General features: G+C 29.4%; 29 protein-coding genes. 18 read left to right on the top strand and 11 right to left on the bottom strand.

Features of this window, described 5'->3' with window-relative positions; translation table 11 throughout:
* Positions 1–3 precede the first annotated feature (3 nt).
* A complete protein-coding gene (locus CLAU_RS03445) occupies positions 4–1,164 on the bottom strand; it encodes a glycosyltransferase family 4 protein (RefSeq protein WP_013239303.1) in 1,161 nt (386 codons plus the stop codon).
* Positions 1,165–1,184: 20 nt separating this feature from the next.
* Positions 1,185–2,246 (bottom strand): nucleotidyltransferase family protein, encoded by a 1,062-nt coding sequence (locus tag CLAU_RS03440; RefSeq protein ID WP_013239302.1) that lies wholly within the window; start codon positions 2,244–2,246, stop codon positions 1,185–1,187.
* 573 nt (positions 2,247–2,819) lie between these two features.
* Here CLAU_RS03440 and CLAU_RS03435 point away from each other — a divergent pair.
* Genes CLAU_RS03435 through CLAU_RS03425 form a run of 3 tightly spaced genes read left to right on the top strand, consistent with a single transcriptional unit; the run spans position 2,820 to position 5,195 of the window.
* Positions 2,820–3,818: an ABC transporter substrate-binding protein gene (locus tag CLAU_RS03435; RefSeq protein WP_013239301.1), complete on the top strand. Its 999-nt coding sequence runs from the start codon at positions 2,820–2,822 to the stop codon at positions 3,816–3,818.
* Entirely contained in the window at positions 3,781–4,533 is a 753-nt protein-coding gene (locus CLAU_RS03430) for an ABC transporter permease (protein ID WP_013239300.1), read from the top strand. Before CLAU_RS03435 ends, CLAU_RS03430 begins: the two co-directional genes overlap by 38 nt.
* A gap of 47 nt (positions 4,534–4,580) precedes the next feature.
* Positions 4,581–5,195: an ABC transporter ATP-binding protein gene (locus CLAU_RS03425; protein ID WP_013239299.1), complete on the top strand. Its 615-nt coding sequence runs from the start codon at positions 4,581–4,583 to the stop codon at positions 5,193–5,195.
* Between the two features lie 65 nt (positions 5,196–5,260).
* Here CLAU_RS03425 and CLAU_RS03420 read toward each other — a convergent pair whose 3' ends face one another.
* From CLAU_RS03420 to CLAU_RS03410, 3 genes are all read right to left on the bottom strand, one after another.
* Positions 5,261–6,118: a hypothetical protein gene (locus CLAU_RS03420; RefSeq protein WP_029170007.1), complete on the bottom strand. Its 858-nt coding sequence runs from the start codon at positions 6,116–6,118 to the stop codon at positions 5,261–5,263.
* Positions 6,105–6,692, bottom strand: coding sequence for an RNA polymerase sigma factor (locus tag CLAU_RS03415; protein ID WP_013239297.1), 588 nt, complete (start codon positions 6,690–6,692; stop codon positions 6,105–6,107). The genes CLAU_RS03420 and CLAU_RS03415 overlap by 14 nt, the downstream gene beginning before the upstream one ends.
* Before the next feature lie 594 nt (positions 6,693–7,286).
* Positions 7,287–8,198: an AEC family transporter gene (locus CLAU_RS03410; protein WP_013239296.1), complete on the bottom strand. Its 912-nt coding sequence runs from the start codon at positions 8,196–8,198 to the stop codon at positions 7,287–7,289.
* 528 nt (positions 8,199–8,726) lie between these two features.
* Between CLAU_RS03410 and CLAU_RS03405 the strand changes: the two genes are divergently transcribed.
* Genes CLAU_RS03405 through CLAU_RS03395 form a run of 3 tightly spaced genes read left to right on the top strand, consistent with a single transcriptional unit; the run spans position 8,727 to position 10,870 of the window.
* Positions 8,727–9,839 (top strand): SLC13 family permease, encoded by a 1,113-nt coding sequence (locus tag CLAU_RS03405; protein ID WP_242825678.1) that lies wholly within the window; start codon positions 8,727–8,729, stop codon positions 9,837–9,839.
* Positions 9,840–9,855: 16 nt separating this feature from the next.
* A complete protein-coding gene (locus tag CLAU_RS03400; protein WP_013239294.1) occupies positions 9,856–10,404 on the top strand; it encodes a LytTR family DNA-binding domain-containing protein in 549 nt (182 codons plus the stop codon).
* A gap of 31 nt (positions 10,405–10,435) precedes the next feature.
* The gene (locus CLAU_RS03395) at positions 10,436–10,870 is read left to right on the top strand and encodes a hypothetical protein (RefSeq protein WP_023161954.1); all 435 of its coding nucleotides are present in this window, start codon (positions 10,436–10,438) and stop codon (positions 10,868–10,870) included.
* 68 nt (positions 10,871–10,938) lie between these two features.
* Here the strand turns inward: CLAU_RS03395 and CLAU_RS03390 are convergent, their stop codons facing one another.
* Genes CLAU_RS03390 through CLAU_RS03380 form a run of 3 tightly spaced genes read right to left on the bottom strand, consistent with a single transcriptional unit; the run spans position 10,939 to position 13,232 of the window.
* Entirely contained in the window at positions 10,939–11,388 is a 450-nt protein-coding gene (locus CLAU_RS03390) for a hypothetical protein (RefSeq protein WP_013239292.1), read from the bottom strand.
* Positions 11,389–11,424: 36 nt separating this feature from the next.
* Positions 11,425–12,600: a 4Fe-4S binding protein gene (locus tag CLAU_RS03385; RefSeq protein ID WP_013239291.1), complete on the bottom strand. Its 1,176-nt coding sequence runs from the start codon at positions 12,598–12,600 to the stop codon at positions 11,425–11,427.
* Positions 12,597–13,232 (bottom strand): sulfite exporter TauE/SafE family protein, encoded by a 636-nt coding sequence (locus CLAU_RS03380; protein WP_013239290.1) that lies wholly within the window; start codon positions 13,230–13,232, stop codon positions 12,597–12,599. Before CLAU_RS03380 ends, CLAU_RS03385 begins: the two co-directional genes overlap by 4 nt.
* A 246-nt stretch (positions 13,233–13,478) precedes the next feature.
* On the opposite strand from CLAU_RS03380, the gene CLAU_RS03375 reads away from it, so the two are divergent.
* Entirely contained in the window at positions 13,479–14,045 is a 567-nt protein-coding gene (locus CLAU_RS03375; RefSeq protein WP_029170006.1) for a hypothetical protein, read from the top strand.
* Between the two features lie 36 nt (positions 14,046–14,081).
* On the opposite strand, the gene CLAU_RS03370 is transcribed toward CLAU_RS03375, so the two are convergent.
* Complete coding sequence (locus CLAU_RS03370) at positions 14,082–14,717, bottom strand: phosphoribosyltransferase (RefSeq protein WP_013239288.1); 636 nt, start codon at positions 14,715–14,717, stop codon at positions 14,082–14,084.
* A gap of 133 nt (positions 14,718–14,850) precedes the next feature.
* Here CLAU_RS03370 and CLAU_RS03365 point away from each other — a divergent pair, with 133 nt between their 5' ends.
* The 3 genes from CLAU_RS03365 to CLAU_RS03355 all read left to right on the top strand — a co-directional run bounded on the left by CLAU_RS03365 (position 14,851) and on the right by CLAU_RS03355 (position 17,280).
* Complete coding sequence (locus tag CLAU_RS03365) at positions 14,851–15,315, top strand: GreA/GreB family elongation factor (protein ID WP_013239287.1); 465 nt, start codon at positions 14,851–14,853, stop codon at positions 15,313–15,315.
* Positions 15,316–15,488: 173 nt separating this feature from the next.
* Entirely contained in the window at positions 15,489–15,959 is a 471-nt protein-coding gene (locus CLAU_RS03360) for a MarR family winged helix-turn-helix transcriptional regulator (protein ID WP_013239286.1), read from the top strand.
* Positions 15,946–17,280, top strand: a complete 1,335-nt coding sequence (locus CLAU_RS03355) for an acyl-CoA thioesterase/bile acid-CoA:amino acid N-acyltransferase family protein (protein WP_013239285.1) — start codon at positions 15,946–15,948, stop codon at positions 17,278–17,280. Before CLAU_RS03360 ends, CLAU_RS03355 begins: the two co-directional genes overlap by 14 nt.
* 63 nt (positions 17,281–17,343) lie before the next feature.
* Here CLAU_RS03355 and CLAU_RS03350 read toward each other — a convergent pair whose 3' ends face one another.
* Positions 17,344–17,679, bottom strand: a complete 336-nt coding sequence (locus tag CLAU_RS03350) for a winged helix-turn-helix transcriptional regulator (protein WP_013239284.1) — start codon at positions 17,677–17,679, stop codon at positions 17,344–17,346.
* A gap of 277 nt (positions 17,680–17,956) precedes the next feature.
* Between CLAU_RS03350 and CLAU_RS03345 the strand changes: the two genes are divergently transcribed.
* A complete protein-coding gene (locus tag CLAU_RS03345; RefSeq protein WP_013239283.1) occupies positions 17,957–18,604 on the top strand; it encodes a flavodoxin family protein in 648 nt (215 codons plus the stop codon).
* 60 nt (positions 18,605–18,664) lie between these two features.
* Here CLAU_RS03345 and CLAU_RS03340 read toward each other — a convergent pair whose 3' ends face one another.
* Positions 18,665–19,207: a CGNR zinc finger domain-containing protein gene (locus tag CLAU_RS03340; RefSeq protein WP_013239282.1), complete on the bottom strand. Its 543-nt coding sequence runs from the start codon at positions 19,205–19,207 to the stop codon at positions 18,665–18,667.
* Between the two features lie 129 nt (positions 19,208–19,336).
* Here CLAU_RS03340 and CLAU_RS03335 point away from each other — a divergent pair, with 129 nt between their 5' ends.
* From CLAU_RS03335 to CLAU_RS03305, 7 genes are all read left to right on the top strand, one after another.
* Positions 19,337–20,278, top strand: coding sequence for a 4Fe-4S double cluster binding domain-containing protein (locus CLAU_RS03335; RefSeq protein WP_013239281.1), 942 nt, complete (start codon positions 19,337–19,339; stop codon positions 20,276–20,278).
* A gap of 67 nt (positions 20,279–20,345) precedes the next feature.
* Positions 20,346–21,059 (top strand): histidine phosphatase family protein, encoded by a 714-nt coding sequence (locus CLAU_RS03330; RefSeq protein WP_013239280.1) that lies wholly within the window; start codon positions 20,346–20,348, stop codon positions 21,057–21,059.
* A 205-nt stretch (positions 21,060–21,264) separates the two neighbouring features.
* Positions 21,265–22,062: an alkaline phosphatase family protein gene (locus CLAU_RS03325; RefSeq protein WP_013239279.1), complete on the top strand. Its 798-nt coding sequence runs from the start codon at positions 21,265–21,267 to the stop codon at positions 22,060–22,062.
* A gap of 28 nt (positions 22,063–22,090) precedes the next feature.
* Positions 22,091–23,197, top strand: coding sequence for an extracellular solute-binding protein (locus CLAU_RS03320; protein WP_013239278.1), 1,107 nt, complete (start codon positions 22,091–22,093; stop codon positions 23,195–23,197).
* Entirely contained in the window at positions 23,170–24,036 is an 867-nt protein-coding gene (locus CLAU_RS03315) for an ABC transporter permease (RefSeq protein WP_023161949.1), read from the top strand. Before CLAU_RS03320 ends, CLAU_RS03315 begins: the two co-directional genes overlap by 28 nt.
* A 17-nt stretch (positions 24,037–24,053) precedes the next feature.
* Complete coding sequence (locus CLAU_RS03310) at positions 24,054–24,851, top strand: ABC transporter permease (protein ID WP_013239276.1); 798 nt, start codon at positions 24,054–24,056, stop codon at positions 24,849–24,851.
* Positions 24,851–25,849: an ABC transporter ATP-binding protein gene (locus CLAU_RS03305; protein WP_023161948.1), complete on the top strand. Its 999-nt coding sequence runs from the start codon at positions 24,851–24,853 to the stop codon at positions 25,847–25,849. The genes CLAU_RS03310 and CLAU_RS03305 overlap by 1 nt, the downstream gene beginning before the upstream one ends.
* Positions 25,850–25,866 lie beyond the last annotated feature (17 nt).

Below are 25,866 nucleotides of genomic sequence, written 5' to 3'. Positions count from 1 at the left end.
ATATTACACCACCTGAGTTGCAATTTCACTGCTTTTTATAACAGAAGCAAATAGATTTTCATATTGTGCTGCAACAGAAGGCCATCTCATTTTCATGCCTAACTTCATGGTAGCCTTTTCCATGTTACGCCGCTTAAGTGGGTTATCCAATAAGAAATTCACAGCCTCTGCCAGGGAATCTGCATCTTTAAACTTTGCAAGAAGTCCTCTATTTTTGCTTAACATTTCTTGCGCATACCTATAAGGAGTGGAAACAATAACTCTACCATAGCCTGCTGCATAGGCTAAAGTACCACTTACAGCCTGTTCTTTACCTAAATAAGGAGTCATGTATATATCAGATAAAGTTAGGTATTGCACTATTTCTTTTTTTGTAAGATATTTGTTTATAAACTTTACATTGTTTTGAATATCAAATTGTGATACTAAATTCTTAAGTTTATTTCTATAACTTTCACCTTGTTCCTTTTTTACACAAGGATGAGTTTGCCCTAGCACCAGATAAAGAACTTCAGGATGCTTTTGGGCTACTTTAGAGATAGATTCTATAGCATATTCAATACCTTTTCCAGGACTTAGAAGTCCAAAGGTACTTACTATGCTTCTATCTTTATATCCTAGTTTTTCTTTTAAACAATTTCTATCTTCTACAACAATATCCGGAACTCCATGAGGAATAAGTATGATTTTGTTTTCAGGAATATTATATGTGTTCATCAAAATTTTTATAGAACTTTTTCCCATAGTAATTACTTTCTGGCTCTTATTACCTAAAGTTTTAAGTATAAGTTTTTGTTTCTCAGAAGGTATTGAAAGTATGGTATGAAACGTAGTTATAAATGGAATATTTAAATTATTTACAAAATCTAATATATATTCTCCGCAGTCTCCACCATATATTCCATATTCATGTTCTAATATAACTAAATTAGTATCTGAATTATTTAGCATATTGGCAAGATGAATATAGGATTTTTTGTCAAATTGATTTAAGGTGAAGGATACTTCCTTTGGATATTTATAATTTTCATCATTGACAGCAGCTATTTTATAGGAATTGGAAGAAAACTTATTTTTCAAATTTTTTACAAGATCGGCAGTAAAAGTAGCTATCCCACAGGCACGTGGCGGATAGGTACTCAAAAATACTATATTTTTTTTCAACGATATCACCTCTTAAGTTTTTATATTGCAAGTAAATTATTATTATAATTGTTTGAAACATAAGCTGAATTAGTTATATTGCAATATTTTTCTATAGTGCAATCTGAAGCTACTACAGAATTTGTCAGATTAACATTTTCATGTACATTTATTCTATCCCACAGTACACTCTTGCTTACATTGCAGGAACTACCAATATGGCAGTTGTTACCTAAAACTACATAAGGACCTATCTGAGAGTTTGCTTCAATGATACAGTCCTGACCTATAAATACAGGTCCTATTATTTTAACACTGGGATGAATTTTAACACTTTTATTTTTAAAAATTATATTGCTCTTATTTGTAAGATTTTTTGTTTTCATAAGTTTATTGCAGTTGCTGTACAATATATCTACATGTGCTTTTATATATTTTTTTATTGTGCCTATATCTATCCAGTAGTCGGTGTATTTGTAAGCAGCCATTTTATAGCTTTTATTCAAAAGCAGTGGATAAGTGTCTTTTTCTATAGATACAATTTCCTTTTCAGGTATTTCTTTTAGTACTTCTGGATCAAATATATACACTCCTGCATTTATCCATTTTGAGTTGGTTTCTCCTGCTTTAGGTTTTTCTTTAAAAGCTTTTATATAGCTGTCTCCGTCAAATTCTATAACCCCATACTGAGATGGATCTTTTACTTCAGTCATAGCTATAGAAACAGAAGCTCTTTTTTCTCTATGAAATTTTATGAAATCAGAGTAGCATAGATTATGTACTATATCTGAATTCATGATTATAAAAGTGTCATCAAAGAAACTTTCAGCATTTTTTATGGCGCCTCCTGTACCTAAAGGCAAGTCTTCGGAGATATAATGTATTTTTAATCCATATTTTTTACCATCACCTAAATAATTTTCAATATAATCAGATTTATAACAGGTGCTTATGACAATTTCACTAACACCAGATTCTTTTAACTTTAGTATAGTTCTTTCTATAAGCGGTTTACCCATAATTGGGACCATTGGTTTTGGAAGTTTGTCTGTCAAAGGTCTTAGTCTAGTGCCTTTGCCTCCAGCTAAAAGTAATGCTTTCATATTGATTCCTCCTTATGCTGAACAAATTTTTGAAATTTAATAAACATCTTAAATATATAGCTACAAAGATGCTTAGGCATTTTCAAAGAAATAACCAGTCAGTATGCTAGCCTATTTTTTACCATACTTCGTCGCCAGAACCCTTAGATAGGATTCACTATCTGCGGAACCTGCCTCCTAGTCTGATAAAAAATATTCGTCGCATCTTTGACTCGTTATTTTCTTTCAAATGCCTTTATTAATAAATATTTTTCAGTTATTAACAATTATCTTTTTAAAGGTAATACTTTTAGATAACTATTGCTGATCTTAAACTTAAAGTAAAAGATCAGGTTAAGATATGGATTGATAACTGTGAAATTTAAGATATTTTTAATATACTAAATTGATAGCAATTTATGGTATATATTGTTAATACTTTTATTTTAATCCAAAAGGTTTATTATGTCAACCTATATTTTTAAAAATTCTAAATATAAAATTAATTAAAGCTTGGAGATAATGTTATAATAAAATAAATAATAAATAGAATTATGTCTATGTTTTAAGTTAATTAGCTATAGGAGGAATTTTATGAAAAAGAAGATAGGTATATTTATAATGTCATTTATGATTATAATTTCAACCCTATTTGCAGCAGGTTGTTCTAATGATTCAACTGCAACTTCAGCTTCAGCTAAAAAAGATAAAATTAAAATAGCTGCTTTAAAGGGACCTACTGGAATGGGTATGGCAAAACTTATGGAAAACAAGAATGATTATGATATTACTGTTTACAATTCTGCAGATCAAATAGTGTCTAAAATTGTAAATGGAGAATTGGATGGTGCGGCAGTTCCATCTAACCTTGCACCAATTTTATATAATAAAACCAAAGGTCAAGTTGAGTTAGTTGGAATAAATACATTAGGTGTCTTATACATTGTGGAAAATGGAAATACAGTAAACAGCATAGCTGACTTGAAGGGAAAGACCATTTATTCAAGTGGTAAGGGATCTACTCCTGAGTATGTACTAAATTACATATTAAAGAAGAATGGATTGGAGCCAGGAAAAGATTTGACTATTGATTATAAAATGGATCACAGTGATCTAGCTGAAGCAATAGCATCTAAAAAAGTGGATCTAGCTGTTTTACCAGAACCTTTTGTGACTACAACTAAAATGAAAGACAGTAACTTGAGAATACCTATAGATTTGACAAAAGAGTGGGACAAGGCTTCCCAAGGACAGAGCAAGCTTGTAATGGGAACTTTAGTTTTTAGAAAATCATTTATAGACAAGAGAGGAAAGGATTTAGACAGCTTCTTGAGCAAATATAAAGAATCAGTAGACTTTGTAAATAAAAATAAACAAGAATCAGGAGAACTTATAGCAAAGGAAAGTATAATTCCAAAGGCTAAAGTAGCAGAAATGGCTATTCCAAAGAGTAACATAGTATTTATAAGTGCTAAAGATGGAAAGCAGGCCTTGGAGAAATTTTATGAAGTTTTAAACGAGAATAATCCAAAATCCATTGGAGGAAAAATGCCGGATGAAAATTTCTATTACAGTGGAAACAAAAATAATTAAAAAACTATCTATACTAATATTTTGGATGCTGATTTGGGAGCTTTGCTCCCTTTTTATGAATAATTCTCTTCTTTTACCTTCACCATTTGAAGTACTAAAAACCCTAATAATTCTAATGGGGAAAAATTATTTTTGGAAAAGCGTTTTTAATAGTATATTAAGAGTGATTATTGGAATTTTATTATCCATAGCTATTGGAATTATAACTGGTGTAATTGCAGGAATGAATAAATCTATAGAAGAATTATTAGAACCCCTTGTAGTTACTGTAAAATCTACTCCAGTTATATCTATAATTATTATAGCTTTAGTATGGTTCAATTCATCTAATGTGGTGATTTTTACAGCTATACTTATATGTTTTCCAATAATATATACAAATGTAATTGAAGGTATAAAGTCTGTAGATAAATATTTAATACAGATGGCGAGTGTATATAATGTAAAGCAAAAGTATGTGATAAAAGATATATATCTACCGAGTATAAAAAATTATATTATATCAGGAATATTTATGTGTCTTGGAATTGGATGGAAGGTTTCAGTGGCATCTGAAGTGTTAAGTACTCCTAATTATTCTATAGGACTAAATCTTTTGAATGCTAAAACAACTTTGGAAACACCAGAACTCTTTGCGTGGACTATTGTAATTGTAATTTTAAGTTTTATTTTTGAAAAAATATTTAAGTATTACTTGAGTAGAGCAAAAAAGTAGTTGCTTACTAAAATTGTGAATTGTGCATTGATAAAGAGGGTGATTTTATGGAAAAGAAAAATGAAGACCAATATGAAGTTACAATAAGTAGATTGAGTAAATACTATGAGGGAGTACCTGTTTTTTATAATTTAAATATGAAATTCTTGAAAAATAGGATTACAGCTATTCTTGGACCCTCAGGATGCGGTAAGACTACATTGTTAAATATAATAAGTGGAATTGAAAAAGATTATAATGGAGAAGTTAATTTAAAAGGCAGTACCATATCTTATGTATTTCAAGAGGATAGATTGATTCCATATCTTAGTGTATATGATAATGTGGCTTTTGTATTAAAATCTACTATGGACAAAGGTAGAGTGGATTTAGCTGTAAGAAAATTTTTGAATATGGTAGAATTGTGGGATTATAAAGACAAGCTCCCTTATAAATTAAGTGGAGGAATGAAAAGAAGAGTTGCACTTGCTAGGGCATTTGCCTATAAAAGCGATCTGCTTTTGATGGATGAGCCCTTTAAGGGACTTGATGATAAATTAAAAAGTAATATAATAGAGAAATTTTTAATGATTTACAGCGAAAATAGAAGGACTATTATACTGGTTACTCATGACAAAGCAGAAGCTGAACAATTAGGTGATGTGATCTATTCACTGGATTAAAAATTTTAAATTTACTAATATATGGCTGGTATAAGTGAATTTTATACTTATACCAGCCATAACAACTATTTGGAGCTTATTACATATTGAGCCAATTCAGACATTTGACTTTCACTTAAATTGCCCATAGAAGTAAGTTGATAGTTTATACCATTATCTTTCCACTTTAATGCACATTCTTGGCTAAACTTTTCTTTGAGCTTAACATTTTTATTTTTGCTTCCAATACCAATTAGAACTTCCTTGCCATCTTTAATATCCTGCTTTTCTTTAGCTGAAAATTTAGTGCCTTCAGGTGCTTCATGTACTTTATATTGTGTAAAATATCCTGTAATGCTGCCTATTTTTACAGGTACGGCATTTTTAAATATTGGAGCATCTGCTTCTACAGATCTTTTTGCAGCTCCAAGAGTTAAGGTTGTTTTTCTATCATTATTTATGGTATAGGTTGCATATGCGCCTCTATTATCATATTGTTTATCCGGGGTTGCACCATCTATATGTCCATCTACACCGGCTTCAACCAGCATATATCCTCCAGAAAGAGAGTCAGGTATTTTTACAATATAACCTAAATCTTTTTGTAAATCTGCTTTAGATGGAGCTTTATTGTAATCCTTCACATCTGTATAACCATCAACATATTTACCTATACTCTGAAGAGCTGAAGCCCTTAAATTTGGAGATGCAACAACTGAGCCTGCCAGTATAAGAAATCCGCAGGAAGCAGCAATGACAGTTTTTTTAATATTTAAACTAAAAGGTAAGAATTTTTCTCTAGACATATATTTATCACTCCTATTTGATTTAATTTCAGATTTTATATTTTCAAACATGTTATCAGATGGTACTATATCCTGAGATTTGTTTAATAAAGCTTTTTTTATATTTTTATCAAATTGTTCTTGATTAAGCATTTTCATTACACCTCACATCCTTATTATCATTGAAATAGTAACCTTCAAAATTTTCAGTTAAAAATTCTTTCTTAAGTAATTTCCTAGCGTTATGCAGTCGAGATTTTATCGTACCTTCAAAACATCCTAATACATGTGCTATTTCTTTTATGGACAACTCATTATAATAGTATAGGATAACGGTTGTTTTTAAAGGCATACTCAATTTATCAAGGGCCTTATCCACAAGATGTTTTATTTCATTTTTTTCTGTTATGTCAGATAGTGAGTTGCTTGAAACTGTATTTTTATCATTGATATCATCAATACACAGGTTGTTTTTTTGTTTTGAACAGTACCTCCAGCATATTCTTGTAAGAAGGCGATAGAACCATGATTCAAAAGCCTCTGCTTTTTTTAATTTTTTTATTTGATTGAAACATTTTATAAATGCTTCTTGAGCTATATCTTCTGCAATATCTTTTTGACCGGTTATAAGATATACAGTACGTACAGCTTTTACACTGTATTCTTCAAATAATATATTAAAGGCATCTAGATCACCTTCTTTACAGCGCTGTATTATGTCGATGTTATTCACTTAATTACCTCCTTTTTTAGGTGCACCTATTATATAAGAGACACCTTAGCTCAAAAAGGTTCAAAAATTTATATAATTTCTGTATAGAGTGTCTAAACGAAAAATCAACTTATACTCCTGATATTTTTTACAAACTTTAGCTCATTAAATATTTTGATAATTCTAAGTAAAAAATTCTAAAAAAGCTTCATTATTGTAAAAATATGCCTGCGTATAAGTTGATTTTTTAGTTAGAATACCTATGCAGATTGTAAAGTTTAAAACTAAATTTATAACTTTAGCATTTAAATTAAACTGGAAATTTGGATAAGTTTAACTGTAGAGTTAACCATCTATATATGAGTGATTCTAATTGAAATTTTAACTTATACATAAAATATACTAACAAAATTGAAAGCACATTTAAAAACTTTTTTTATAAGTCTTAGTGAGGTATTTTAGAAAATCTTAGAAGCTTATATATGTCTGAGGTACGAGTTTATATAAGCTTCTTTAGATTTTCAAAATACCGAGCTTTAGACTTATAAAAAGTTTTTAGTGTGATGAAATTTGTTAGTATATGGCTGGTATAAGTTAATTTTCTGGTTAGAAATTCTATATAAAAAGTTTAATTACAATTGGTATAGTAACTATTGAAAGCAGTGATGAAAAGGATACTATAAAAGCAGAATACTCTTTATTTTTGTTAAAGTTTTCTGCAAAAATTGTTGTAAATGCTCCAGCAGGCATAGCTTGCATTAAGATTAATGTCTTTAATACCATGGAATGTTCTTTAAATAAGAGCGAAACCAAGTATAATGCTGCTGGTATAAGTATAAGTTTTATGAGTGAACCATAATACATACTCTTGTCTTTAATGATTTTACTAAGCTCACTTCTTGACAATAAACTTCCTATTATAAGCATAGATATAGGAGTTGTTAGGCTTCCCACCATCTTCATTGTGCTCATAAAAATAGGGGGAATTTTTATTGAAAATATCATAATTAAAAGTCCAATTACTGCAGAAACTATTCCTGGATTTTTAAGAGATTTTATTACTTCTTTAAAGCTGCTTGTATTATTAAATAACATTACACCATAAGTCCATACAAAGATATTGAAAACCATGTTAAATATAGCAGCATAAACGACTCCTTCGTTTCCAAAAATACTTTGAGCTACAGGAAATCCCATAAAGCCGCAGTTTGAAAACACCATTGCAAATTCAAGAACGTTCTTCTTGCTTTTATCAACTCCTATAAGCAAAGGCTTTACTAATAGTGGAGTTAATATAAATATTATGAAGCTGTAGATAAAAGTCCTTATAATATTATTTGCAACGTTTGAACCATAAGAAATACTAAATGAAGAAATAACTAAAAAAGGAGTGGTTATTTCTACTAATAGCTTGGACAATCCATTTGATAAATTTTCATCTATAATATTTTTCTTTCCTCCATAAAAACCTACTAATGCAACTAAAAATAACGATATTATTTGAGTTATTACTGTATTTGTTCCCATATATTAACCTTCCTGTTATTTATTGTTCTTATCTGATGGCTACTTACTGTAACACTCCCACGCACACAGCGAAAGCGACTATACCAAATCAAAGATTTGGAATATCTGCTTTTCTATCAAAGTGGGAGATAACAGTAGCTACGCCCCTAGATAATTCATCTAAACTTAGTGGGAGAAACAAAATCCCACTAAGTAAGATTCATTGATAAAAAATTATATAAACAAATTTATCATATACAGATAAGATGTAAGTTGTCAAACATTAAATTAGCAATTGAAAAGCTTTTACATCTGACTCAAATAGCGTATAAAGGTGGATAAATAAGAAATTGAAATAAATATTGACTTATTAGTAAATAAGATTTACACTAATGTTTGATAAACTGGTTCTTTCTATATAATTCGTTAGAATTATGGATTGGATAGAAAAGTTTAGCGGCAATAAGTTTTACATTGCGGCAACGTAGACAAGCCTTGTGCTGATTTTGAAGTACGGGTAATTTTTTGATGTTTTCTCTAGGGGGAAATATGGCTATAAATGTGTTAAATAAAATAAAATTAAAATTGTGTGAAGATATTTTTTTCTCGGCTTCTTTATTAGCAGTAATAATTACTTCTTTTTTTAATATCCCTCGTATAGATTACATAGATTTCAAAGTAATAGCTTGCTTATTTGAATTAATGATTATAATAAAAGTTTTTGAAGAATACTCTTTGCTTAGTTACATTTCGGTAGCTATTTTAAATAGTTGTAAAAATCAAAGAATATTAACTCAAGTATTGTGTTTAATTTCATTTGTATTTTCAATGCTTTTAACAAATGATGTGTCATTATTGACGGTGCTGCCCATTATGGTGTTAATCTCACAGAAAAGTGATTTTAATATTATTATACCTTCAGTTATGGTAACAATTTCTGCAAATTTGGGAAGCAGTGCAACACCCATGGGGAATCCACAAAATCTTTATATTTTTTCATTTTTTAAACTAAATGCAAAAAGTTTTTTCAATTTTTCACTACCAATTTGTATTATTAGTTTAATTTTAATTATATTAATAAGTTTTATTATTAAGCCAAAGCAAATTAATTGTGATATGAGTTGCATTAAAATAGTTGAAAAAAAGAAAATTAGTATATTTTCAATATTATTTGTTCTTATAATTTTAAGTGTTTTTGGTATGGTGTATTATTTAGCTTCATTATTTGTAGTAGTACTAATTACTCTCATTTTAAACAAAAGTACCTTTAAAAAGGTTGATTATAAATTGCTAATTACTTTTATATGCTTTTTTATTGCAGTTGGCAATATATCAAATATATCTATTTTGAAAAGTAATTTATCAAATATTACTCAAACCATGGGAGCAAGTTATATTGTCTCGATTATTTTAAGTCAAATAATCAGCAATGTACCGAGCACAATTTTGTTGGCTCCTTTTACAAAATATAGCTATGCTTTATTTTGCGGTGCAAATATTGGGGGACTTGGAACTCCAATTGCTTCTTTAGCTAGCCTTATTTCATATAAGATATTTGCCAATGAATATCCACAGAAGAAGAAGGAATATTTAGTGAAATTTACTATTTTAAACTTTTTTTTCTTAGTTGTTCTAGGAACTTTTTTTTATAGTAGAATGTGAAAAATGGGGTTTTATCATGGAAATGAATTTAATTTGTTCTGAAAATATGACCAGAGTATTAGAAGAAATACTTAATACTCGGAAAATAGAAATTAGTAAGGATGCCAATGTGTGTGTAATTGAAAAAGGATTTCCTTTAGAAAAGGGAAAAATAGGCATATATTTTGATATGACGACCATAAATGTTTTAATGGATTATTTAGATGAAATTTCAACAAGTAAAGAGGAGTTTAAAAATATAATTACAGGAAGATGCGAAAAAGATGAGCTTAAGGTATTAACTTATGATGAAATTTACTATTTTGAAGCTATGGGTAATGACGTTTTCGGTAGAACAAGGGACAAAAAATATAAAGTAAAGGAAAAGCTTTATGAGTTAGAAGAAAAACTAGAAAGTAAAGGCTTCATAAGAGTGAGTAAATGTTTTGTTGTAAATATAGAAAAGGTAGATCGTATAATTTCTTGGTTTAATAGTAAGCTTATATTAAAAATTATGAATATAGATGAAGAAGTTTATGTTACACGAAAATATTTGAACGATTTTAAGAAATTCCTCGGCGTATAGAGAGGTTTATAAATTTTGAGGTGATTTGAATATGAAGGAAAACGTAAAAGACTTTTTATTTAACTTAATAATATCTGTATTTATTGGATTATTTGTTGGTATGTGCCAAGTAACGGTTGTAAATATGAATGGCGTAGTTGCGTCTATATTAATTATATCTTGTATACTTGGTGGTGTTATCGGAACAATTTCCAGGTTTGTATTCATTTATATGCTTGGGATAAAACAAATTGATGCAAAATTATCTTTTTTAGCAGTGTTTGTTATAATAGGAGTTATTTCATATATACCATCCTTATATAACTATTTAGTTTATGATGAAAAAATTGTAACAGTGACATTAGCCTCAATTTTAATATCAGCGGAATTTTTAGGAATGAGTTTTTGCTACTATTCCTATAAAAAATATTTGAAGTTCAATTTAAAACTTATAAATAAGAAGAAGCAACTAAGAGGAAATCATTAAATGTGTCAAAAAGTAACTAAATAAAAGTAAGGTTCAAAACTCTATGTGAACCTTACTTCTTATGTTATCTACTTTTTTAAATTTACTCTGACAGCATATCCAGTCGTTATTTTATATACTCCCTGCAGAGAAACTACATTTTTATTTAAAGATTTAAATTGAGATTTATCATTTTTAGTGTCGTATTTAATATAAAAATCATACTTACCATCCCCATCAAAATCTATACTTTGAGAAATTACTTTAGGTATATTTTTACCTGTATAATCAATTTCAACAAAGCCTTTAGATCTATCAGAAAAAAGACCCTGAAATACAGGTTTGTGTATTTTTATGTTATAATCCTTGAAAGAAATAGTCTTATTTACTTCACCGCCAGTATATATAGGAGAAACTTTTATTGAAGTTATATTAACAAACTCTTTAGCCCAGAAGTCAGTAGCTATAAAAGTGGCTAGTACTACAAATAAGGATAAAACAGCAGCAGTATACCCTAAAAAAGCTTTCAATTTGATCATTTTTAATCCGCCTTTCTTTTTATTATTTAATTACTTCTAAAAAAAGCTGCCTGTAGTTATAAGTCTTAAAAGTCTATATACTCCCTTAATCATAGTCCCACCACCAATTGTAAGTGCAAAAATATATGCAGGATAGAGAAATAAATATCTGGATAAATTAGTTTTCACACCTGTTTTTGTACCTTTTATGTGATAAGATACAGCAGAAGCAGGACAAGTATCTATACATTTTCCGCATTTGGTACAGGTAATTAAAGCTTTTCCATTTGCAAGACTGTTCTCATCTATTGAGTAAGTTGGACATTCTCTTACACACTTTTTGCAATTTAAACATTTATTTTTATCTATTCTTATTTCAAATATATTTATTTTATTAGAAAAGGATTGGAAGGCTCCGAAGGGACAAAATAGTCCGCATTGAGTTCTTTTTCCAGTAAGTATAGGCAGTATTATAACTAAAATTAAGAATAAGGAGTAAAAAACAATAGTTTTAATTAATACTATTGTGGAAGTTATTTGTTCTGCTTCCGTAACTGCTTTAAAGGGACAAAGCCAATCACAGTAAACAGGAGCAAGAGTAGCAGCAGACAATAAAACAATAGATATTAAAATAGCAAAGGATAAATAAGTCCACTTCCTATTTATTTTCAATTTTGGCTTTTTACATAATAAAGAACATCCTTCATCAAATCCTCCATAAAAACAAGCCCAACTGCAAAAGCCTCGTCCAAAGGCTATACTAGCGCCAAGCCAAATTACTATCATACTTGCAATGCTAGCAAATCCAGTTAAAAGTGAGCCGGGGAAAATTATGGTTTTGGTTAAAGCAGCAGGTATTATAATCATTGGAATTACCATATGGCAAAATGGAGTTTCTCCATTAATAAAAGTGGATTCATTATAGAAAATACTTCCTCTAAGTTCTATTAAATTAGTCATAAAACTGACTGCAAAAAGTAAGGCATATATTACAAAAAATATCCTCCTATATTTATAAGTTTTCTTTGTGTACACCATAAGAAAAAATATTATATTTATAAAAACATAGCCTATGGAAAAAGAAATTCTCATTAAAGGTTCCTTTGGAAGGGAACTGCCGCCGCTTAACAAAACAATACTTAACAGTAATATTGGTATACAAGCAGCTACTGATTTTGCAAACTTTTTGCCTGTACTTGTTTCTGCTATTTTTTTAGTTTCTAAATTATTCAATTTAACATCATCTCCTTAAAAAGCATCATTATTCCTGAATACATGTAAAACACTCCAATTATTAAAGAGCACATTTGACCTATTAATTTAATTTGCTTACCTTTTAAAACACCTATAAATGGAATGGGTATAAAATAAACAGCAGTGCCTACGAAAAAGGCAGCAAAGTATAAAATACTGCTGAGGATATTAGTAAAGAAAGCAGCATCTGAAAAAGCTAAAATGAATGGAGGACATACATTTATACCTGTTAAAAAGCCTAAAAGCACTACAGTAGTAAAGCCTTTTTCTTTATTTGAGTAGTTAGAAAACTTACTAAAGTATTTAATATTGCAAAATCTATGCGACTTTGAAAATGTGTAAACTATAAGTGTAAATGATAAAAATATATAAGATAGTGCAAATATAATTCCTTTAAAGTGAGATTGTTTTATTATAAAGTTTCCTGTAATCCACGCTAAAATAGCAAATAGTATATAACCAAGAAGTCTTCCTAACATGAATTTAGATAAACAAATAAAATTCCATTTTGTCTTTTTATCTTCACTTAAAATATAGGGAACAAATACAGGAATACAAGAAGCAAGGCAGTAGCCTCCGCTTGAAAGTCCTAAGATAAATCCTTTGAACATAAATTAACCTCCTTTTCATTACAAATTTATTATATTGAGTTTTATAAATGTAAACTATAGATTTCTTTTAACATGCAATATAGAGTATATAAGATGCATTTTTAAACATTGCAACTCAAATTAAGAAAATTTTAAGTTATGTATATAGAAAAAGCATATTAGTATATTTGAGAATTAATTTCTAGAAATTTAATATACATATAACTATAAGGATAAGTTATGAATTTACGAGGTAGGGGAAATTACATGGAGAATAGGCAAATCTTAATAGGCCAGTTAGAAACAATAAGAAAAATAATAATTAGAATTAATGGGTTAGATCAAGAAAGAGTTAAGTATGAGAAAAAAGGAAAGAGACCAGTTCAAATTTCAGGGAGTTTATTTGTTCTTTTCCTTTCATTTGGAATAATTTCAAAGGAATCTTATAACAGCGTAGCTTCTCTGAGTAGTTTTTTTATTGGAAAAGATGTGAATACAAATATTTTTAAGTATTATGCATCACGATTTACTGCAATTTTAGCAGGTATATTTATTTTAACAATTATATATAGGTTAGTTTCTAAACAAATAAATAGTAATATAATTGACCAAATTGTTATTGACATTCAGAAACTACGCACACGTATTGAACAAAATGGGGTTGTACATAGTGACTACTGTAATGAAAATGCGTTAAATGCATTTATAGGATATTTAAAACGTGGGCAAGCAAGAAACTTGCAGGAGTGCATAAATTGTTATACAAATAGTCAATATGTAGATAGAATTGTCAATGGATTGGAAGGTATTCGAAGTTCTATATCAAAGAAATAAAATTTAGTATTTTGTAATGTAAAAAAGCAAATTAAATTATCTCTTTTCTAATTCACGCATTATAGTAAAGACTTCCTCATCAGTAGTTTGTTCAAAGTTTTTATAATGTAAGCCTACAGCATAAAATTCATCGGGTATAAATAGGCATATAACTTCATCTACAAATTTCTTCAATAAAGAAATTGTATCTCGTGGAGCTACTGGTACAGCTAGAATGATTTTTTTTGCAGCGTGTTTTTTGATTGACTTTATAGCGGCCTGTATTGTAAAACCCGTTGCAATTCCATCATCAATAATTATTACTGTTCTATTTTTTACATCAGGAAAATTTTCATTTCCTTTATATTTATTTAATCTCCTTTTAATTTCTTTTATTTGCTTAGATATTTCCTTTCCTATATAATCTTCAGATATATTTAGCACATTTATAGAACCTTCATTCAAAAGATAGGTTCCATCTGAAGATACAGCACCAATGGCAACTTCTTTATTACGAGGTGAACCTATTTTCCTTGGAATGATTAAATCCCATTCGAATCCAAATTTTTTTATAGTTTCATAAGCTGTTACTATTCCTCCTCTTGGAATGGCAAGAACAATAGGGCTTTCATCTTTAAATTTTTCAAGCTCTACAGCAAGTTTTTTCCCAGCATCTTTTCTATCTACAAACATAGTATCAACTCTTCCTTAAATTTTATATAGATTAGTTTAAGTTGAAACTATAGAATTATGCAAGAAATTTTAAATTTTTCTCTATATATTATATAATAGTAACATAATATATGGCAGGGAGGTTTGTCCTTATATGAAGAATATACTGACACAAGAAAATATTGACAAGTTAAGAGAAGAATTAGACTATAGAATGACTGTAAAAAGGGCCGAAATAGCAAAGGAAAAATTAGTAGCTGCTGCACATGGTGATAGGTCTGAAAATGCAGAGTATAAAGAAGCCTGTGCAAACTACAGAGAAAATGACAATAGAATCCAGTATCTATTAAGTATGATTTCAACTGCAACTGTAATAGATGTTAAAAGTGCGGATAAATCGGTAATAGGTGTTAATAGTAAATTTAAAATTAAATTTGTAGAGGATGAAGATGAAGAAATTGTATCATTAGTAACTACTATAGATGCTGACCCAGAAAATATGCTTATAAGCATAGAGTCGGATTTAGGAAAAGCATTAGTAGGAAAAAAAGTTGGAGATACAGTTGAAGTTGATGCTCCAAGTGAAAAATATACGGTAGAAATATTAGAAATGCTATAGTAAGTTTTATTTTAAATGATACATACAGTATTTATAAAATAGTGTGCATAGGTTTATATTTATAAGACCCATGCATACTATTTTTATTTAAGCTATTGATTTTTTATAAAAAGGGGTATACTATCTAACTAGACAACATGTTGTCTAGTTACTAAATCTTAAGGAGGAAACAAATGAATCGGTTTTATATACAGCAAATTTTTGCAATAATTTTTTATCTATCAAATAAGGTTCAAGTAGAAGGAGATAAACTGGATGAGAGAATAACAGTTCGTCAGTGGATGGTACTTTTAACAATTTTACATTTGCCAGAAAATGAGGCCTTTTATAGCAATATAGCAGAGAAGATGGGATGTTCCAAGCAAAATGTAAAACATATTGTTGTAAATTTAGAAAAAAAGAACTATGTAATTTTAGAAGAAAATAAGAAAGATAAGCGGTCAGTTAACATTAAAATAACTCAAGATTGTATGAAAATTATTAAAGAGTATTATGAAAAAGGAAATAAACTCATGAGCACTATATTTAGAGACTTTGATGATGAAGAATTAGAGACATTGTGGAAACTTTTAAATAAATTAGCTGCTTATGATGGGTCTAACTGGACAGGTTATGGAGAAATAGCAGATTTTGATAGAAGGTAGAGGAGAAGCTATGAATAATGATAATTGTACAATAAAAATAACACCAGAAGTATCAAGAGTAGATGAGCCAGTTGATATAAAAATAAATGGTCTTCCCAAAAATGAAAAAGTTATAATTCGTGCTGTAAGCAGCGATTACTATTGTATTAATGCTTCTATACTTGAAATAGGAGATAACACGTTGTGGGAGTCTTATGCAGTTTTTGAAACAGATGAATGTGGAAATATTAACTTTGAAAATGCAGTGCCAGTTGATGGAACTTATAGTAATTGTGATAAAATGGGATTATTTTATTCTATGAGGCCAAAGCAGATCCGTAAGAGCAAGTTAATACAAAAGTTAAGTAGTATAAATGAAAATAGAAAGTACAAAATTACATTTACAGTAGAGAAGAACGGAAAAATAATTGGATCAAAGGAACATACAAGGGTTTACTGTGATGACACAATTAAAAGTATTGATGTAGTAGAAAAAAATCTCTTAGCAAGATATTTTACTTCTAAAGATAATATAAAACACCCTGCAATAATTGTTTTAAGTGGAAGTGATGGCAGAATTGAAAAAGCACAGGCAATTGCTGAACTATTTGCCATGAGAGGATATTCTGCATTAGCGGTTTGTTATTTTGGACTTGAAGGAACACCAGAGGATCTTAACATGATACCTCTTGAGTACGTTGAAAATGCAGTAAAGTGGCTAAAGAGGCAGGATACTGTTGACGAAAACAAGATAGCTATATATGGAAGATCTAAGGGTGGTGAACTGGTGCTCCTTGCAGCATCTATGTTTAAAGATATCGCCTGTGTTATTGCAAATACTCCAAGCTGTTACGTATATGAAGGAATTAAAAGTAATAAACTTCCATCCCATCATTCTTCATGGATGTATAGAGGTCGCGAAATACCTTATTTAAAATTTAATTTTCATATTATACTGAGATTGATAATAAAAATGATGAAAAAAGAAAAAGGAGCACTGGCATGGATGTATAAAAAACTAATTGAAGAAGGCGATAGGGACAAGGCTACTATTGCATTAGATAAGATAAATGGATCTGTTTTAATGATATCATCAGCAGCAGATGAAATATGGCCTTCAAAAATGCATTCAGAAACAGTTTGCAGTATATTTGAAAAATCACATTTTAAACATGAATATAAGCACATTACCTTTGCAAAGTCAGGTCATATATTGACAGTGCCTTTTCAGTCAATATATCCATCAGAGAAATATCCATACGATGTAGAAAGTTGGGCAAAGGCAAATATGGACTCGTGGAATGAGACAATTAAATTTTTAGAGAAGTGGGCAAGTAAATAAATATTAAATATGAAATTTTATTGAATTGAAACATTCCACTTTGTTTACAGTCACTTCATTTTCTTAAATTGATGTCATTGAATTATAATATTCAATTGCCCAATTACATAAAGTTGATAAAACAGGTAAAAGGGTTTTACCCTTTTCTGTAAGAGAATATTCTACTTTAGGAGGAACTTCAGCATAGACAAATCTATTCACTAATTGATCTTCCTCCAATGCTCTAAGCTGCTGAGTAAGCATTTTTTGAGTAATATTTGGCAAGGCCCTTTTTAACTCACTGAATCTCAGAGTATTTTCACCTAAGTGCCATATAATAAGAGGCTTCCATTTGCCACCTATGATATCTAAAGTTAATTCCATGGAGCAGCTGTATTCATTGCCTTTGAATTTCAACATTTATTATATTTAGTGATGACACATATAATTTAACAGAACTTTATTATATTGTCATCGCTAATGTTCACCTCTCTTCATTTTATAATAATTAGTTATTATAAGTATACAAATGGGTACTATACTACTAAAAAGTACCTACTTCCCTAAAATGATAGTACAGTATATAATATCTCTTGTAAAGTAATTTACAACATTAATTTGAAATTACAACAGAAATATGAAATTTTATTGAATTAAAAACTATGTAAACTTATTACACGAGAAGGAGGATTGTGATATGAGAGTAATAGCTATTAATGGAGGTCCTAGAAAAAATCATAATACAGCAACTTTATTAAATAAGGTTCTTGAAGGAGCTGCTTCTCAAGGGGCTGAAACAGAAATTATCCATCTGTATGATTTAAACTTTAAAGGTTGTGCTAGCTGTTTTGCATGTAAATTAAAAGAAGGTAAAAGTTACGGTAAATGTGCCAGGGTAGATGATCTTTCTCCTGTACTAAAAAGGCTGGATACAGCAGATGCAGTGGTTTTAGGTTCACCTATATATTTGGGTAATGTTACGGGTGAAACAAGATCATTTATAGAAAGGCTATTTTTTCCGTTGATAGAGTATACTAATCATCCTACACTTCTACCTAGAAATATTCCTGCAGCATTAATATATACAATGAACATATCTGAAGAGAAAATGAAAAATATATGTTTAGATAAATATCTTGAATCTAACGAAATGCTATTTAAAAAATTCTTTGGAAAATGCAAAACATTGTATTGTACTGATACTTACCAATTTAATGATTATTCAAAGGTGGTTTCAGATATGTTTGATTATGAAAAAAAGTTAAAAAGGCATAAAGAAGTATTTCCCAAAGATTGTGCTAAAGCATTTGATATAGGAATTGAATTTGTGAAACACAAGATTTAAAGGAAGTAAATATATTTGGATTGTTTCCAAATGACATGATCAAATTGGGATTTGATCATGTCATTTTTTTTGCTTTCTGTTTTCTCTAAATCTGCGAACTTTTATAAGAGTTGCGCAGGTATTGTCACACCATTTTCGTGTATGACTTTTACTTTCGTCATAAAAAACCCATCTACATTCAGGATTTTCACAAAGTTTAATTCTGTCTATATCGTATTTTGAAATCATTTGAGCAAAAGAAGAAATGATTTCAAATATGATAAAATCTGAACAGGATTTAACTGGAACAGTTTTTATGCAAAATCTATCTTCACTTTTCTCTAATATCTTATAAAATAAAGAAGCTTTAAGATAATCATTTATTTTATTTATGTCTTTTAAATCTAATGTTTTTTTTGTACATAGTTTATTTGTAACATAACTTAAAAAATCCCTAAGTTCTAATAATTTATTAATCATTGCTTTATCAGGTATATGAGTATCTGCTAAATTCCATTTTGCACAAAAATCTTTCAACCAATTTTTATCCTTTAGGGGATCCTTAAAAATTTTATGAGTTTTGTACCATTGACTATTGATGAAATCCATACATAAGAACTCCATTTTGTGTAACCTCCATTAATTATATTGACCGTTACTTGGATCGATGTTATTATTTAATTATACCAATGTAACTGTATTATGTAAAATTGATAGTTACACTATACATATTAAAAAGAGGGGTGCAGGCAAATGAAAAACTATGCAAGTAATTTCATAAAGAAGGTTGAAGAATATGGTTTTAAGGCACAAATTATCTCCTTTAAACATATGGAAGAAATAAAATTAGGCATAGAAAATATGAAACAAACTTATGAAGATATAAATGTTAATATTGGGAAGTATTTAAATAAGTTTGATTATAAAGTATCAGATGATTTTTTAAAACCAAAATCAATTATTGTTATAGCAGTTCCACAGCCAGTAGCAAGAGTATATTTTACTTTAGGCTTAAAAAGGTATGCTGTAATTATGCCGCCAATGTATTTATTAAATTCAAGCAGTGAATTTGAGAAAAAACATAAGAAAATATGTGAGATAACTGAAATTGTTGAGAAGATACTTTCCTATGAAAATTTTAAGGCAATTAAGGTTAATATTCCATGCAAGCCTTTAGCAGTAAAAAGTGGACTAGGTACATATGGAAAAAATAATATTTGTTATATAAATGGTGAAAGCAGCTTTTATTGGCTTGGAGTATATGTATCAGATATGCCCTGGGAAAATGACTCCTGGGGGGAGTATACCATTATGGACACATGTAAAAATTGTGATCTGTGTTTAAAAAATTGTCCTACAGGGGCGATAGCAGAGGATAGATTTATAGTACATGCTAATAAATGTATTACACTTCAAAATGAAGATAGCGGAGATTTCAAAAAGAGCTTAAGACCAGAGTGGCACAATTGCTTAATAGGCTGTATGAGATGTCAAATTATCTGTCCTGCAAATAAAAAGTGTATAACTAGCATAAAGAATATTACCGAATTTAATGATTGGGAGACAAGAAAAATACTTGCTAAAACTCCATTAGAGGAATTGCCAGAAACAACCTACAAAAAGCTAGAATCAATTAGTTTTATAGAAGACTATAAATTACTTCCACGTAATTTGAAAGTTTTAATAATGAAATGATTTAAAAGATAAGTTATAATAATCATAATATGGCATATATTGTGTAGATATAATTATGGAGGAGAAAATGAGCAGTAATAATAAAAGTAAAATTACTTTATATTTAATGAGACATGGACAAACCATTTTAAACAAAGCTAATAGAACTCAGGGATGGTGCGATGGAGTTCTTACCAAGGCAGGAATTGAGGTAGCTGTAAATACAGGGCTTGGACTTAGCAATGTTAAATTTAAAGCAGCCTACAGCAGTGATTTGGGTAGGGCAGTGAAAACTGCAAAAATTGTTATAAAGGAAAATAAGGTAAGTGAAAATTTACAGTTAAAAGAACTTGAAGGACTAAGAGAAATGTATTTTGGAAAATACGAAGGAGAGCTTGAGAGTATAATGTTTAACGATATACTTAGCTACCTTAATGTAAGTTCCTTTAAGGAAGCAGAAGAAAAGTATGATTTCCAAAGAGAATACTGCAATTCATGTGCAACTTTGGATGATACAAAGGAAGCGGAGTGTTATGATACAGTAATAAAAAGAGTTATGAAAACACTAACAGGGATATGCATGGAAAATTCTGATGGTGAGAGTGGAAATATACTTGTAGTAGCTCACGGTGGAATAATTAGATTGATTATTGATTATTTGGACAAGAATTTTAATGTGCGAGATATGGATAATTCAAGTATATCCAAGATTACATATGAAAATGGAAATTTTAAAGTAGAATCTGTAAATGACACTAGTTATAGTGAAAAAGGTAAAGCTATGAAATGTGTCTTGGAATAATAAAATTCAAAGTGGCATAATCAAGTAAAGTTTTATTTGATTATGTCATTTTTCATTATCTGAATAAATTTTCGCTTATAAAAATAATTTATGTTGAATTGTGGGGAATTGGATTGATTTACATGGAATTAACTTATTTGTAAAGTTGTCTTAACAAGCTAAGTGCATAATTCTAGTTGTAGACAACTTGAAAGGAGATTAGTGTATGAAAAAGTTAATATTTATATTACTAGATGGACTTACGAGAAAAGGTGCAAAAGATCATATGGGATATTTATGGCATATGGTTGAATACAAAAAAGCTAAATATGTAAATATAAGAGGTGAACTTCCCAGTCTTTCCAGGCCTTGTTATGAAACCATATTTACTGGTACGCCTGTGTGTGAACATGGTATAACATCTAATAATATTACACGCAATTCAAATATGGAGAATATTTTTTCTTTAGCTAGAAAAAGTAATTTAACTACAGGAGCTGCAGCTTATAGCTGGATAAGTGAATTGTATAATATAAGTCCCTTTAATAATATCCGTCATAGGCAACTTCATGATGATGATTTGAATATTCAACATGGTATTTACTATTTTGATGACAGTTATCCTGATACTCATTTATTTCTAGACGGAGAATATTTAAGAAATATATATTGCCCAGACTTGTTGTTGATTCATCCTATGGGATTGGATTTTGTTGGACATAAGTATGGTTCTAGTTCTAGAGAATATGAATCAAAGTTGGTTGAAATGGACAGCATTCTAGCCAATTTAATACCATTGTGGTTAAAAGATGACTATTCAATAATAGTAACTTCTGATCATGGAATGAGTGAATTAGGGAATCATGGTGGCAATGTTGATTTTCTTAGAAACTTACCCTTATTCATATTTGACAACAGTGTAGATTTTGAAAAAGAAGAATACTCACAGCTTATAGTCGCACCACTAATATGTGAAATACTTAAAATAGATCCGTCACCCTATATGAAATTTAAATTTAAGTAATAATACAAAAGTTTAAAGGAGCGAAGATATGTTTAAAAATTCTAAAAGAGCCATAATATTAAGTTTAATTGTTACATCAATATTTACATCTACACTTGCAGGATGTGGAACCAAAAGAGATGCTGTAAAAACAAATAGTAATGATGCACAGCTTCAAGTAAGGCCTACAAAAGAAGCTGTAAAAAAAGAAGGAAAACTTATTTCTTATGGTATGCCTGATACTTGGGCAAACTATAGCGAAATTTTTAAAGATGTTGAAAATCAATATGGAATAATTCATCAAGATACAGACATGACAAGTGTAGAAGAACTTTCAAAATTCAAAGCTGAAAAAGATAAACCAGTAGGTGACATAGGTGATGTTGGAATAACTTTTGGTGATATTGCTAAATCTCAAAATATAGTACAACCTTATAAAAACAAATACTGGAATGATGTCCCTGACTGGGCTAAAGATAAAGATGGATATTGGACAGGTGCTTATACAGGAACTATAGCCTTTTTTGTAAACAAGAAGCTTGTAAAAGACGTACCTCACAGTTTTAAAGAGCTTTTAAATCCTGAATATAAAAAATGTATATCTGTAGGAGATGTAATGAAGGCTGCAGAATCACAAAATGCTGTACTTGCGGCAGCATATGCAAATGGTGGAGATGAAAAAAATATTCAGCCGGGTATTGATTTTTTTAAGAAGTTAAATGCTATGGGCAATTTAAACAATGTTGATGAAAAAGTAAGCAATTTTCAAAAAGGAGAAATTCCAATTGGTATTGTGTGGGATTTTAATGCTTTAAATTATAAAAAGCAAATTGATCAAGCAGGTGATTATGAAGTCGTAATTCCTACTGACGCAACAGTTATGAGTGCTTATGTATCGATAATAAACAAATATGCTCCTCATCCAAATGCAGCTAAAGCTTTCCAGGATTATTTATTTAGCGATCAAGGCCAAATAAATTTAGCTAAGGGATTTGCAAGGCCTATTAGAAAAGTTAATATTCCTAAAGATATAAAAAAACAAATGATGCCAGATAGTGATTATAAATCTGCAAAAACTATAAAGGATTATGCTGTGTGGAATAAAACATGTAAGGAGATACCGGACTTATGGAAACAAAATATATTAGCACAATAAAAAATGAAATAAGAAGGAGAAGCCTTTTATGGCTTCCTTTCATATTTTTAATAATTTTAGTTTTATCATTTGAAATAATACCTGGAATTTATGTATTAATAAATAGCTTTATTACAAATGGTGGAATAGGACTTTCTAACTATATAAAAGTGTTTACAAGTAAATTTTATTTAATGTCTTTAATGAATGGGTTAAATGTATCTATTTGTTCATCGCTAGTCGGTTTGATTATAGGTACTTGTGCTGCAATATGCTTAAAATCGTTAAAGAAGGATATTGCAGAAAGATTAGTTTCTATTGTGAACATGACTTCTAATTTTTCCGGAGTACCTCTTGCCTTTGCTTTTATTGTATTACTTGGAGCTAATGGTTTAATTACCATATTTTTTAAAAGCAAACTAGGCATTAATTTATACAGCAGTGGATTTGACTTATATTCTTGGATGGGGATAATTCTTGTGTATATATACTTTCAAATTCCTTTGGCAATAATGCTCATGTATCCTGCTGTTTATGCAATAAGTGACGATATTATAGAGGCAGCTTCAACGCTTGGTGCAAGCAAATTTACTATTTGGACTAAAATAGAAATACCTACATTAATACCTTCATTAGCTGGAAGTTTATGTATCCTTTTGGCAAATTCACTAGGTGCCTATGCAACTGCTTATGCTCTAGTTGGTTCTAATAAAAATCTAGTTGCCATAACTATTGCAAATCTTGTATCTAATGATATAGCTTCTGATCCCTCACTAGCTAGTGCATTATCTATGGTTTTAGGTGGAATTTTAATGATATTTGTTTTTGTGAAAATTAAACTTATTAAAAACATAGATTAAATTTTGGAGGAAAAGAAATGAAAAAGAGTATAGGGAAAAAGATTTTTTTAGTACTATTATTTATATATTTATTTGTACCAATGCTGGCTATAATTCTGTTTTCTGTGGCAGGCAGTTGGGATACAACTATTTTGCCTACAAGCTATACTTTTAAATACTATAGTTTGATATTAGGAAATTCTCAATTTAAATTAGCATTATTAAGAAGTACAGTTATAAGCATTTTGACTTGTTTAATAAGTATTATCATTATGGTTCCAAGCATATACCTTGCTAGTTTACATTTTAAAAAGTTGGAAAAGATTTTTGATGTATTGTCATTACTTCCTTTTATTATGCCAGGTGTGGTACTTGTTATAGGACTTATCCAGATCTATTCTAAAGATCCTATAAATATATCTGGAACCATGTGGATATTATTAGGAGCATATTTTATTATATGTTTACCATTTATGTATCACTCTATAAGAAATAGTTTTAGGGGAATAAATGCACCTAATCTTAAGGAAGCTGCAATGATTTTAGGCTGTACTGAATTTCAAGCATTTATTAAGGTTATAGTGCCAAATATAATGAGAGGATTGATATCTGCAGTACTTTTATGTGTAGCAATATTATTTGGTGACTTTGCTTTAGTTAACCTATTGGTTGGCAGCTCATACCAGACTGTTCAGATGTATCTTTATAATATTTTAAGCCAAAATGGACATGCAGCTAGTGCAGTTGTAACAATTTATACAATTGTTATATTTGTTATTTCATATATTACAACAGTATTAACAATGCCAGGAAAAAAATGGAGGGTTAAAGAATAATGGACTATATTTTAATAAAGGAGCTAAATAAGAATTTTAATAAAGTAAAAGCTTTATCCAATATAAATATTAGCATAAAAAAAGGTGAATTTGTATCATTACTTGGACCATCCGGCTGTGGAAAGAGTACTTTGCTTAGAATAATAGCTGGACTAGAAGATCCAAGTAGTGGAGAAATTTCTGTAAATAATAATGATTTAGTAAACATTCCAGTTAATAAAAGAAATATGGGGATGGTATTCCAAAGTTATTCTTTATTTCCCAATATGACTGCTAGAGAAAATATAGCTTTTGGACCTAAATTAAAAAAAGTACCACAAGAAGAAATAAAAATTAAGGTTCAAGAAATTATAAATTTAGTTGGTCTCAATGGACGTGAAAATCATTATCCAAGCCAACTTTCTGGAGGACAACAACAAAGAGTAGCACTTGCAAGGGCTTTAGTAGTAAATCCTGATGTACTTTTACTTGATGAACCACTAAGTGCTTTAGATGCTCAAATACGAATTACCTTGAGAAAGTTAATAAAAGAAGTTCATAATAAATTTAAAATAACAACACTTTTTGTTACACATGATCAAGAAGAGGCTTTATCTATTTCAGATAGAATATTTATTATGAATAAAGGAGAAATTGTTCAGTATGGTACCCCGGAAGAAATTTATAAAAATCCGGAGACAAAATTTGTTGCAAATTTTGTTGGAACTTATAATCTTTTAACACCTAAATTTTTAAATCAACCTGAGGATTGTAGTAATATTTTTATACGACCTGAGCATATTAGCATTATTTTAGAAGATACGGTAATTGGTAAAAACACCTTCAGTGGAGTTATTAGAAATGTATATTTTTTAGGCAATATTGTTAGACTAAATGTAATTGTAAATGATACGATGCTGCTAATTGATACGTTAAATAGAGGCGATAATGTTTATTATGAAGGTGAAAAAATAAATGTCTATGTTCCAAGTGATAAATGTTTAAAAATAAAAAGTTAGAAATCTGGAGGAAAATA

It is taken from the genome of Clostridium autoethanogenum DSM 10061, assembly GCF_001484725.1.
Taxonomy (GTDB): domain Bacteria; phylum Bacillota; class Clostridia; order Clostridiales; family Clostridiaceae; genus Clostridium_B; species Clostridium_B ljungdahlii.
Note: the sequence above shows the minus strand (reverse complement) of the source record. Positions and strands in the feature narration are given on the sequence as shown.